9 protein-coding genes and 1 pseudogene are annotated in these 11158 nt (G+C 62.6%); 2 read left to right on the top strand and 8 right to left on the bottom strand.

Annotation, left to right across the window (positions count from 1 at the left end):
- Both Q4A20_RS11365 and Q4A20_RS11360 read left to right on the top strand, forming a co-directional pair.
- A pseudogene (locus Q4A20_RS11365) lies at positions 1 to 887 on the top strand (IS3 family transposase); the annotation flags it as partial.
- Complete coding sequence (locus Q4A20_RS11360; protein ID WP_303123050.1) at positions 884 to 1993, top strand: transposase family protein; 1110 nt, start codon at positions 884 to 886, stop codon at positions 1991 to 1993. The pseudogene Q4A20_RS11365 and the gene Q4A20_RS11360, both read left to right, overlap by 4 nt.
- Positions 1994 to 2891: 898 nt before the next feature.
- Here Q4A20_RS11360 and Q4A20_RS11355 read toward each other — a convergent pair.
- The 8 genes from Q4A20_RS11355 to Q4A20_RS11320 all read right to left on the bottom strand — a co-directional run bounded on the left by Q4A20_RS11355 (position 2892) and on the right by Q4A20_RS11320 (position 10793).
- Positions 2892 to 3617 (bottom strand): hypothetical protein, encoded by a 726-nt coding sequence (locus Q4A20_RS11355; RefSeq protein WP_303123048.1) that lies wholly within the window; start codon positions 3615 to 3617, stop codon positions 2892 to 2894.
- 9 nt (positions 3618 to 3626) lie between these two features.
- Positions 3627 to 5039, bottom strand: coding sequence for a hypothetical protein (locus tag Q4A20_RS11350; RefSeq protein WP_303123046.1), 1413 nt, complete (start codon positions 5037 to 5039; stop codon positions 3627 to 3629).
- A gap of 121 nt (positions 5040 to 5160) precedes the next feature.
- Positions 5161 to 5868 (bottom strand): hypothetical protein, encoded by a 708-nt coding sequence (locus Q4A20_RS11345; RefSeq protein WP_303123044.1) that lies wholly within the window; start codon positions 5866 to 5868, stop codon positions 5161 to 5163.
- Entirely contained in the window at positions 5850 to 6863 is a 1014-nt protein-coding gene (locus Q4A20_RS11340; RefSeq protein WP_303123042.1) for a hypothetical protein, read from the bottom strand. Before Q4A20_RS11340 ends, Q4A20_RS11345 begins: the two co-directional genes overlap by 19 nt.
- Positions 6860 to 7561 (bottom strand): hypothetical protein, encoded by a 702-nt coding sequence (locus tag Q4A20_RS11335; RefSeq protein ID WP_303123041.1) that lies wholly within the window; start codon positions 7559 to 7561, stop codon positions 6860 to 6862. Before Q4A20_RS11335 ends, Q4A20_RS11340 begins: the two co-directional genes overlap by 4 nt.
- Complete coding sequence (locus tag Q4A20_RS11330; RefSeq protein ID WP_303123039.1) at positions 7558 to 8694, bottom strand: hypothetical protein; 1137 nt, start codon at positions 8692 to 8694, stop codon at positions 7558 to 7560. The genes Q4A20_RS11335 and Q4A20_RS11330 overlap by 4 nt, the downstream gene beginning before the upstream one ends.
- 5 nt (positions 8695 to 8699) lie before the next feature.
- Positions 8700 to 9386, bottom strand: coding sequence for a pilus assembly protein TadG-related protein (locus tag Q4A20_RS11325; protein WP_303123037.1), 687 nt, complete (start codon positions 9384 to 9386; stop codon positions 8700 to 8702).
- A gap of 51 nt (positions 9387 to 9437) precedes the next feature.
- Complete coding sequence (locus Q4A20_RS11320; protein ID WP_303123035.1) at positions 9438 to 10793, bottom strand: OmpA family protein; 1356 nt, start codon at positions 10791 to 10793, stop codon at positions 9438 to 9440.
- Between the last annotated feature and the right edge of the window lie 365 nt (positions 10794 to 11158).

The following is an 11158-nucleotide window of genomic DNA, read 5'->3' as shown; positions in this document are numbered from 1 at the left end:
CATGGGGCGGGAGCGGCTGTGCGAGTTGCTGGAGGTAGCCCGCTCCTCCTACTACCTACTACGCCTGGAAGGCCGGTGCTCCCAGACGGGCGGAGCGGGCCGCGGCCGATGCCGCGCTGACCGAGCGGATACGGCAGATTAACCGCGGCGACCGCGCCATGGGGGCGCCCAGGATCACCGCCGAACTCAACGACGGGATCGACAAGGGCTCCGACGGGCGGATCAACCGTAAGCGGGTGGCGCGTCTGATGCGGGCCGCCTCGATCGTCGGTTACCGCAAGCGGCGTCGGGTGCGTACCACTGTACCGGACCAGTCGGCGTCGAAGTGCCCCGACCTGCTGAAACGGGACTTCACCGCGGACGCCCCCAACCGCAAGTACGTGGGCGACATCACTTACCTGCCGCTGGCTGACGGGAGCAACCTGTACCTGGCCACCGGCATCGACTGCTACAGCCGGCGCCTGGTCGGCTGGGCGGTGCGCGACCACATGCGCACATCCCTCGTGATCGACGCCCTATAGGCGGCCGCACGGACCCGCGGGAGCCTGCAGGGTGCCATCTTCCATTCCGATCATGGCAGCGTCTACACGTCTTCGGCGTTCCACAAGGCCTACAAGGACATGGGGGTTACCCAGTCGATGGGCGCGGTTGGTACCAGTGCCGACAATGCTCTGGCGGAGTCGTTCAATGCCGCACTCAAGCGGGAAGTACTCATGGACGAACGCGCATGGCCTGACGAGCTGACCTGCCGCCGTCAGGCGTTCCGGTGGCTGACCCGATACAACACCGTACGCAGGCATTCCTACTGCGACAACCTGCCCCCGAACACCTACGAGAACCACTACACACCAGTGACGCCAGCCACTATGCTGGAACCTGCCGCATGAACCAAACCCCCGTGTCCACACAACAGGGGCAAGCCCCGACCATGATGGCCTTGCGCCACAACATCAGCCAGGAGCTGCTGGCCGAGATCTTCGACATCTCCCAGCCCACCGCCTCCCGCATCATCGGCGCCTACACCACCCTGATCGCCCACGCCCTCGGTCGGGCGGTGGCGACGGTGGAGGACCTGGATCCCACCCAAACCCTGATCATTGACGGAACCGTGCTGGAGTGCTGGGACTGGAAGGGTGTCCCGGGCCTGTTCTCGGGCAAGTGCCGCACCACCGGGCTGAACGTGCAGGTGGCCTGCACTCCCTCCGGGGCGATCGCCTGGGTTTCGGACCCGCTACTCGGAGCCACGCATGACGCCGCCGCGCTGCGGGCCAGCGGCCTGCTGGACGTCCCACCCGACCACCTGCCCGACGGCGCTACCGCTGCCCTCCATATAGGCGACAAGGGATATATCGGGCTGGGCATGACCACCCCCATCAAGAAGTTACCCGGACAGCCCCTGCACGAGACCGACAAGGCCTACAACACCGCGGTCAACCCCATCCATCCGCTACATGGTCGAACGGGCCATCGCCAACCTCAAAACCTGGCGCGTCCTACACACCGGCTACCGCCGACCCATACAAACCTTCCCAACAACCATCACCACCGTACTCGCCCTCACCTTCACATACACCCCATGAATAACCCTCCGGTAAGACAGCGTCACGGGATCGTCATTGGGGTAGTCGATCCTCCAAATCTCGTCCGCCACCCCTTCCATTCGAACCGCATGCACAGACTTGGCCTTGTAGTCATTGAACAGCGCAAAGCCGGCCATGTCACTCGCGAGGTCTTCCGCAGACTCCGGCGGATACACCAAATACTCGTTGTACCCGCCGTTCGTCATGGCGCCGAGTCGCACCTGCGTATCCGGGACACCGAATTCAGCAGCATCCTGCACGATGTAGTCCCAACCAAGAAGGTTAGCATCCGCGGGAATCTCAACCTCATGCCAATCATTCCGCAGATCGAACGCGCCACACCCGTGCGTAGCTCGATACCACCCGTCCGGGGTAGAATGCCCGAACCTCGAGCAGCCAGCGGACACGCTTAGAGCGCCAAGCAGCGCCGCGCCAAGAGTAAATGTCCTACGCCTCACAGCCACACCTATACACTCAAGCATAATATCACCAACATCGCAGTCTCACTCTATTCGTCAAAGCACAACTCATTCTCCTTGAATTGCCGTTGCGCACCCGGCACCGAGGGCGACGCAAAATACTGCGACGAGACCGGAACAGAATCCTCACGACTCATGCCGACCCCTCCTCCAACCTTGACACCGAGCGCGACTTCGGTGCCGGCATCTAAGCCATAATGCCTGATATGGGCACACATCCTCGACAGCACTACGCTCGCTACGTCCTCAGTATCGTGCATGTCGGGCACAGGGGGCGCGTCGTGGCGGTCACGACCGCCCCGCATCGACTCCGCTAACGGAGTCACCGCACAACTCAGCATCGTGCATAGTCGCAACAAGAACGCAGCCCCGGCACCACTAACCCGTGTAGGATTTCACCCCCGGTGACGTCGGCACGTTCTCTCCAGAATTAGGACGTACCACAGCAGCAGCTATGAGCGAGCCAGCGAGCAAAGCCACGGCTTCGACCAGCATGGGTATCCCGGTTTGACGAAGCGTCGCCAACTGGAACAACAGCACCAACAGAGAAGTTCCGATAGCATACGCACATGCATGAGCGAGGCCCTGAGTCCGGTTCCGCAACCCACCGCCGGAACGCAACACCATTAGCATGACACAACTCACGACCAGTTGCCGCAAACTTTCCAAGAACACATACGGGGTCACCAAACTCGTAGAGTAAGCCCCTGTGGCGGAAACCAGCCCTGGAACCAACATGACAACAACGGCCACCACAAGAGCGGTGACGAACCCCGCCAAGCAACCTCCGACGATATTGCGTAATCTACGCAAAGACTCCACAGTCATCCTTTCATGGCCGGTCAATTGTGGCGGTGAGCATGGCCTGCCAAGCCATGCTGTCCTCAGTCAGCTCCCCGGGCTGCGCGGTTGCGATGATCCGCCACCTACCCGTAGCACCATCAGCAATGAACAGCGCAGCCCGGTCCGTAGTCACACTCGTCCCGTCATCAATCTGCTCCTGATGGGTCCACGTCATCATGTAGGCATCCACCATCGTTGACCCAACAGGCCACGACTCCGGCGTGCGCGCCACATACGTGTCCTGACGCCCGGGCCCAGCAAGCATCAGCTCCTGTACGTAGCTTTCCTCCTCCAACGTGTTCCCCGAACTGTCAACATGGCTCACCACCAGATATGGAAACTCCACATCCTCACCGGCCAGCATCACCGACGTCATCGGCAGACCCCGGTCATTGGTCCATTCCCGTACGCTTGCCTCCTCTGGCACAGTCAGGACCAGCCCATACATCTCCACCTGCTTGCCAGACGGCGGCGAGAACGGCTTGATCCCGCGACTTGGCAAGTCAGGAGCCGGGGACACTTCCGACGCCGGCCGCCACTCCGACACTGTCGGAACCTCAGTCGGCTCCATAGACGGAACCTTATCGGCCTGCACTGTGCCACCCGTCGAGGCGGCACCAGCAGATTCCTCATGCCCTCCGGAGCAGCCAGCCATCACACTCAGTATCATCATCAACCCACTAGAACATACAACACGACGACCAACAAACATCATGCAATCTCCTTAGCATTCGCCCCAGTCGGCCCAGCTATTGCCATTCCAGTATTCCCCGTTTCCATACTCGACAGACGTAGTCTCGTCTTCGTAGCCAAAGCCCAGATTAATGGCACCGAACCTCCCAATCGCCTCGATACCTACATTCGTCGTACCATCCTTCGCCGTGATGTCCCTCCGCGTCGACACGCCGTTGTCCCTGGCCTCTTGCAGAAAGTTCGCGTAGGGATTATCGCCCGCCGCCGTTTTAGCGACACCATACACCGGAATGCCTGCAGCAAGCATCAGATCATACCCTACGTCTGCGGACCGTGGATCAGTCATGTCGATAGTGTTTTCGTAGACTTTCCCGCCACCCTTTTTCCATGAATAGTCATCACCCCCGAAGATGTCCGCTATTCCCGCGTCGGCCTCGCCATATAGCACAGTAGTCATGGACATCGAAGTAGGGTTACCCGACTCGTCAACCGTTACCGCGATTAGGTTTTCCGCTTCGCCTCGCACTCCGGCATGCGCAGCGTTCGTCTCAACGGTTGTATCCACACCACCTTCTTTCCCGTCGCCAGAATTATCTCCGGTTATGTCGAACGAGAGCTCCCCCGAGGCATCTAGATATGCTGACGCAGAGTAATAGTAGGTAGCTGTACCGTCGTTGTGTGTTGTAACTCCTAGCGCCGCCGCACCCCCTACACTTGCCTCGCCTTTAACGCCTCCGCCGGATGCCGAGACATTGACTTCTGCATCTGCACCCAGCTGATAGGTTTTCTCAGCAGGCTCGGGCGGCGAATAGGTGCGCGCCCCACCGGTGTCCCAACCCCAGTCCCACACCCATTTTACGCCACCGAATATGGGGTTGACTGTGGTCACGACTGCCGTGTCCACTTGATTCTGTAGATAGTCGACCAGCTTATCCTTCTCCTCCTCGGAGTCGACTATGAATGTGGAAGACGCTTCTCCCGACACGCCGACCTCCGCTCCTGCGTCTGCTCCGCCCTGTGATATTCCTACCGTCTTGTCGTCACGTGTTCCGCTTACTGAAATCCCACTCGTATTGAACTGATACCCTACGTCTAGGATCCCGGTCTGGGTAACACGATACGTACCGTCGCTCATCTTCTCGACTCCAATGCGACCACCGCCTTCGACCGTGATTATTATCGTCCCACTCACCGCCTTCTCGCGCGCGGACTCCGACAGCACGCATGGTTCGGTTGGCTTATGACTGTCATCCTCAGCCTCTATGTCGCTACAGGAATAGCCCGGACCGCCAAGCATCTTGTCTAGAGCGGATTGGATTTCGCATCCGACCTTCTTGCCCCACGGCGTTGCCAACAGGATCAATACGAGCACCAATACCGCTGCGGCAACAATCACCGCCGCATATTCGAGGGTACCCTGCCCCTCCTCACGCTTATACTTCATCACGCTTTTCACAACGGTGCCCTTCGTAGATTCTGCGACGTTATGCCGCTAGCATCCCGGAGGTCTGAGTAGCGCGACAAGGGGCGGGCGCCCCATGCTGCGCCCCGACTTCGAGGCACGGTCACCCCTGTGCTTGGTCCGCCACCGTTGCGCTGCACAGCGCGCTGAACGTGTCACTGTTCGCGTTCAGCGCCCCTGCCGGCCCGTACGCCACCACCGTGTACGCCCGGCCGCCCGCCGCAACGCAGAACAGCGCGAGGGCGTCCACGGAGGTCTCCTGCGACCACCCCGGCGGAACGGTGCGCTGGTTCCAGGTCAACTGCACGCATTGGGCGAAGCCCTCCCACTCGAGCTTTCGGGGCTCGGAGGGGGTGATGAGCGCAGCTATCAGGCGCTGCCGCTCGGCATTCGACGCGATCATGGCGGCTGACTGGTCGTCCGCGGTGAATGAGTTCGGCCCCTCGATGACCAGGTGTCCCCAGTCGTCACCGTCGGCCCATACGTAGGTGACCTGGGCTCGGCCTTCTCCGACTCGCTCGGGCGTCAGTGCCCGAACGTCCCCGGGCAGCGTCAGCTGTATGCCGGTCACGGGCTGAACCGCCTGACCGGTGACCGCTAGGGGAGCCGCCTTGACGTCCGGCGCGTCTGCGGAGCCTGCATCGTTGTCCCGTGTGGTTCGGCCCTCCGCCCCGCCCGCGTCTTCTGACGGCTCATTGGGCGAGCAGGCGGCGAGCATTCCCGCCGCCGCGACGGCGGCAGAGCCCGCAATGAGCCCCAGCACGCGGCGGCGCGGCGTGCCTACGGCTATTGTTAGGTGGCTGTAAGCCATATGCTCCGCTCCATCCTTGAGACAATGCCCTGGTCGGTGGGTCCGGAGAAGGACAGTTGAATTGCGCTGACGGTTCCCGCGATGCTCAGCACCCACAGTGCTCCCTGCGCGGTTCTGCCGTTCCCATAGGCGAAGTAGACCCGAATGCCGGATGCGTTCTCCTGTCCGTCGAGCTCCAGTTCCACGGGCTCCGACAACCGTACGTACCGGGGCAGGGCGCCGGCGACGGCGTCGGATTCGATTTGGGCGAGCGCGTCCACCACACCTGGTTCCCCGGTGTCGGGCGCGAGCAGTACCCGCGCCCGCGCGGCGCCGTCCATGTCTGCGTCTGCCCAGCTGTCGGTCCAGCGTTCAGACTTCGTGGGGGCGCCGGTAACCGCCCAGGTGCCCGGCACGGCGAAGCTGGTGGTACCCCGCCCGACCCTGGTCCAGCCGGAATCGACGGCAGGCAGGTCAGAGGACTGCAATGAGAGCTCCGCGTCTACGACGTCGCGATAGCTCTCATCAAGGTTCTCCGCCATCAGGACGACGGCGATCGCCGACTTCTCATTCGTCAGCAGCCAGATTCGCCCGCTGGTCGCACCGGTGAACGTGGTGGTGAAGTCCTCGTACAGGAGCTGCCCGCCAGAGCGCTCGGCCGCCGCCTGCTGGCTGGTCACCCGGAATCCGGGCAGGCTGCTGCGCAAGGTGTCCTCGGTCTCGGCCAGCATGCCCTGGAGGTCGAGCCCTGCGGAGGGGCTGCCGACAGCAAGTACGTGTGACGGCGAAGCCGCCTCCTGCCACATGTCGGAGAACAGGCCGATGCCCCCGGGGGCCGCCGTGTGCTGCCAGTCGCTGCGCACCGGTACATAGGCCCCTGAGACAACGGCGCGATCCCAGCCCGCAGGCATGACCGAGGAACCGGAGCATGCGGTCATGCCAATCAGCGGTACGACACCGAATAGCCCGACGGCGCGGCGACGGCTGATCCCTGCGCGATGCGGGCTGCTGCTCATGTTCCGCCTCCCGTCAGTGAGGCCTCGATCGCCGTGCGGATCGAGTCGTCGTCGTCCAGTAGCACGACGACGACGTATCCCTCCTCGGCGGGCACGATCCAGGCGGTTCCACTCGTATGGACCTCGCCTCGCTCATAAGCGAAGGCGATCCGCGCGACCGTCTCCGCCATAGGAGCTGGCGCAGCGGAAGACGACGGTGTCGGCTCGGCTGCGTCATCCGGCACAGCAGTCGTCTCCTGCGTGCTCGTCGGCGTCGGTGTCGGTACCTGTGGGGCGTCGGAGTGGGCGGGCGTGGGGAAGGTGAAGGCGCCGGTCAGGCGATAGCCGGTGATGCTGGATGACAGCAGTGCCGACGCCGCCTGGTATGCCTGCTCGCCGCTGGCGGTGCGCAGCACGTCGCTGATGGCCAGCACCGGCGCGGAGTCTCCGTCGGGGTCGGTCATGTGGAGCGACCAGGGATCGTCATCCGTGTCGTTCTCCGTCGTCGACACCGTATGCAGGTGGGATACCCACGTGCTGGGAACTTGCAGGGTGATGCCGTTCGCGTCAGCGGTCTTGGTCTGCACCGTCGCGGCCGGGATGGGAGTCGTGGCCGGCAGCGCGGATCCGCCCGCGGAACATGCGCCCAGAGCCGCCAGCAGCGCCCCGAGGCAGGCGAGCCGTGCCAAGTCCCGTTGCATTGCAGCGCACGCGCTCATTGGTCCTCCTCGGCTTTGAACTCGCGGCGGCCGAGTGCGTCGGGTTCAGCGAGAGTCTCGGTGCTGGTGACCGCCAGGCCGGCGCTGGCGTGCTCAGGATCGTCGCGGAGCACCTGAGGGGTGACTCCCGGCGATCCGTCGCCATTGGAGAGGGCTTCTCGCGTGACCTGACCGGTTGCGTGGACTAGGCGGAGCAGGACGTCGTCGTCTGGGCCGACGGCGGCGGTGGGTTCCCACAGATCGTCTGGCAGCGCCGGGCCGTCCACGGTGAATGCGGATACCCACTGGTCCAGCGCTTCCCGACTGGAGTCGGTGACCGGAATACAAATTGTGGTCCATATGACCTGGTTGTCGGCCCCCGTGGTCGCGCCGATTATCTTCACGGAGTGGAGCAGGCCGCCCCGCAGACGCTCGACGCTTACCACGGCAGCGGTCTCCGGGGACGCCTGCCACGCCCATGTCTCGGTTGTGGCGCCGTCGCGCAGGCGTTGAGAGTGGCGGTACAGGATTGCCGAGCTGCCGGAACCGCCTTGCCGCAGGGGACTGTTGGCCAGCGTCAGGTCGAGCGTGCTGGTCTCGGACTCAATCCCGACGAAGGGGTCGAGCCCGAGCAGGGAGAGCCGATCTGCTCCCTGCGTGTGCTCTGCCGTGGAGTCGCTCTGAAGCCCTTCCCAGGTGTCGCAGGGCCCGGTGCCGGAAGTGCCGCAGGCCATTTCTTCCAGCGGGATGAGCACCGTAGTGTCCGCCATCCCGGCCTGCTCTACACCGGTGAGCGGCGTCCACAACTGCTCGAGCGACGCTGCCAAGCCGGCTGTGAGCGCAGGTGCTTTTCCCGCTGCGGTCTTGTGGCGGCCGGGAGGTACCGCATCGAGTCCTACCCCCGTGGCAACGGCGCGTTCGTCGGACGCGGCGGGCAGTGCGCCGGTGCCGAAGTAGGTGGAGTTCGTGCCGCCGGATGGGGTGGCTGTGCACGAGTCCGGGTCGAGAGCGCAGAGTCCGCGGCGGAAGGTTCCGGTCAGGGCGAGCACGGCGACGAGCGCGATCATGACAATGACCGCGATCATGCCCCGGTACCCGCGCAATCCCTGCTCCGCGCGGTGGCGGCGGGGACGCCTTGGGAGAAGGCGTTTCATCTGGATCAGACGAGTCTGGTGCTGACTGTGGCCGAGTCGGGCAGCCCGTCCGTGAGATCGAACGACTCCTCCTCTGCGTCCTCTTCACCTTCGGACTCGGCGTCCTTCTCTTTCTGAGTGGATGTGTCCTGCCCGAAGCCGACCCCCGGGGCCGTGTAGCACGAGCCGTTCACCGATACGCCGAGCAGGCCCCGGGACACGCACGCGCCTTGCTCAAAGGTCATCTTGGCCGTGGCCGTGGACGTCGATTGCAGGCCAGTTTCGGCGATCTCGTCATCCATCCGCACGGAGACCTGGAATCGCAGTCCCGAGAGCTGGCTGTAGGAGGTCAGCGTCGCGTCGTTACTGCTCGCGTACCGCGTGGCCTGTGTGGAGGCGCCCGAGCAGTACGAGAAGATCGGCTTGCCGAAGTAGCCCCAGAACGTCTCGGCGTCTGTGGCCTCCAGGGCGTCCTCATACGCATCCTCGATCCGGTCCGCACAGTAGCCGGCCGCCGCCAGCACCGCTGCGTCGGACGCCGTGTTGGCGTTCCGCCGGTCCGCAATCGCGTCACCCAACGGAATGATGATGATCATCCCGATCGTCAGCAGCGCAACCAGCGTTCCGACCAGGAAGATGTTGATCGCTCCGCGGTCTTCTCCGCACAGACCGCGCGCAAATCGATAGACTCTCCGACACGCGGCATGGTTCATATCGCGTCCCCCATCAGCGCACATGAATATACTCGTCTACTTATCGTCCGTCTACTCCTCGACTACCGGAACGTCAGTGAGCCGTACAGTCAGAATCTCACTATGTACACTTCGCCCTCCGACCATATCTAGCACCACCGAACGTTCTCCGGTGTCCGGCCACACCGCTGGAAACAGCATAGGAGTACCTGCCACCAAATTCGGCAACATTTGCCCATTGACCATCGGACGATGTTTCCCCCCAGACAACTGAAAGTCACTAACCAGGAACCGCTTGTCTCCCGCCAACAGCGTAAATCCTGTTGTCGTAAACGAGTACCACATTCGTAGCTGGAGCAAGTAGTCCGGCAAAGACAACAAACTGACCGGCGTACTCACGTCCCGCTCGGCCTCCAAGGCGACAGTTCCGACCAAGTACTCTCCTACTCTGGTGACACGGTCGAGGGAGATGCGGGCCGGAACCCCGTCGATCTCTATCGACACGCCATCCGGTCCGCGCCCCGTAGGCCCCTTGGGCTCCGGCATAGCACCCACCCCACCAGTCGAGGCGGTGTCTGTGGTACTGGCCTCACTGGGGTCCTTGGGGGTCAACACGACCTCCACCCTCCGGTTCAACCGCCGGTTCTCATTCGAATTATTCGGAACCCGCGGCTCAGACTCACCCTTGCCCAACACCGACACACTCCAGGCGGACAAGTCCATCAACTCCATCAGCCGATCGGACACGACCTTCGCCCGTCGCTCAGACAGATCTTGATTATACTCATCTGTGCTCACATCATCCGTATGTCCCGTAACCGTGAGCTCCCCACCCGACGGATAGAGCCCCAACTGCTCCACAACCGAGCCCAGCACCCCGTCAGACTCACCAGACAACTCAGCTGAATCCGTTGCGAACAACACATCGCCCGACACATTCACCGTCGTCGAGACATCATCCTGCGTCGTATCCGACGAACCATCCGCAGCCACCACTATTGAGTTTAGCTCAAAGGGGCCAGAGTCAACACTCGCGTCAATCTCTGCCTCCGCCAACGCCGCTGCCGCATCGAACCCAGCCTCATCAGCACCCACTACCGGCACGCCAACTGCCACACCCATGCTCGGCACAAACACCTCGATCGTACTGACACCATCCGGCAACGCACCAAACACCGGAAACAAGGTCAAATCAATATCTTTAGAAAACGACTCATATCCAACGGGCGTATATGTGTTCAACTCACGAAAGACCTCGCCGGTCGCCAACGACATTATACTCACGCCCGCCATCGAGACCATGGCCGTTGTCCAGCCTCCGTCCAACGCATGACCAAGCCTGATCTCATCCCGCGCATCAGTGCTGAACACTACACGCAACACCGTGTAGCCATTCTCAACCACCGCAGGACCCACTTGCGCCCTCAACGAAGCTCCTTGCCAAACAACATTCAGCACACCCGTATCCGCAGCCACTGCCGACGATGACGCAGACGAGGGCGAGGAGGGATCAAGCGTCACACCTCCTGAGGCCGTAGAACCACCCCCGTCAAAGTCGCTTGAACATGACGCCGTGCCAGCACTGCACACCATCAAGAGCGAACTACCCAACACCGACCTGCGCGATACCGCATTCATAAGCAACAGCCTAGCATCACGATGTCACACGAGTCAACATATGGCGATATTTCGGTATCAGGAAACCGATACCGCGCAGCGGTGGGGCCCCCCCCCCGTGGGGGGGGGGCGCACCCCCCGGGGAAGTCAGCCCCCCGGGGTCAACCCCCCCCCCC

Source organism: Actinomyces sp., assembly GCF_030530635.1.
Taxonomy (GTDB): Bacteria; Actinomycetota; Actinomycetes; order Actinomycetales; family Actinomycetaceae; genus Actinomyces.
Note: the sequence above shows the minus strand (reverse complement) of the source record. Positions and strands in the feature narration are given on the sequence as shown.

Coding starts and splice junctions, on each gene's coding strand:
- Q4A20_RS11360 (WP_303123050.1), top strand. CDS start 884: ATGAACCAAACCCCCGTGTCCACACAACAGGGGCAAGCCCCGACCATG.
- Q4A20_RS11355 (WP_303123048.1), bottom strand. CDS start 3,617: ATGATGTTTGTTGGTCGTCGTGTTGTATGTTCTAGTGGGTTGATGATG.
- Q4A20_RS11350 (WP_303123046.1), bottom strand. CDS start 5,039: ATGAAGTATAAGCGTGAGGAGGGGCAGGGTACCCTCGAATATGCGGCG.
- Q4A20_RS11345 (WP_303123044.1), bottom strand. CDS start 5,868: ATGGCTTACAGCCACCTAACAATAGCCGTAGGCACGCCGCGCCGCCGC.
- Q4A20_RS11340 (WP_303123042.1), bottom strand. CDS start 6,863: ATGAGCAGCAGCCCGCATCGCGCAGGGATCAGCCGTCGCCGCGCCGTC.
- Q4A20_RS11335 (WP_303123041.1), bottom strand. CDS start 7,561: ATGAGCGCGTGCGCTGCAATGCAACGGGACTTGGCACGGCTCGCCTGC.
- Q4A20_RS11330 (WP_303123039.1), bottom strand. CDS start 8,694: ATGAAACGCCTTCTCCCAAGGCGTCCCCGCCGCCACCGCGCGGAGCAG.
- Q4A20_RS11325 (WP_303123037.1), bottom strand. CDS start 9,386: ATGAACCATGCCGCGTGTCGGAGAGTCTATCGATTTGCGCGCGGTCTG.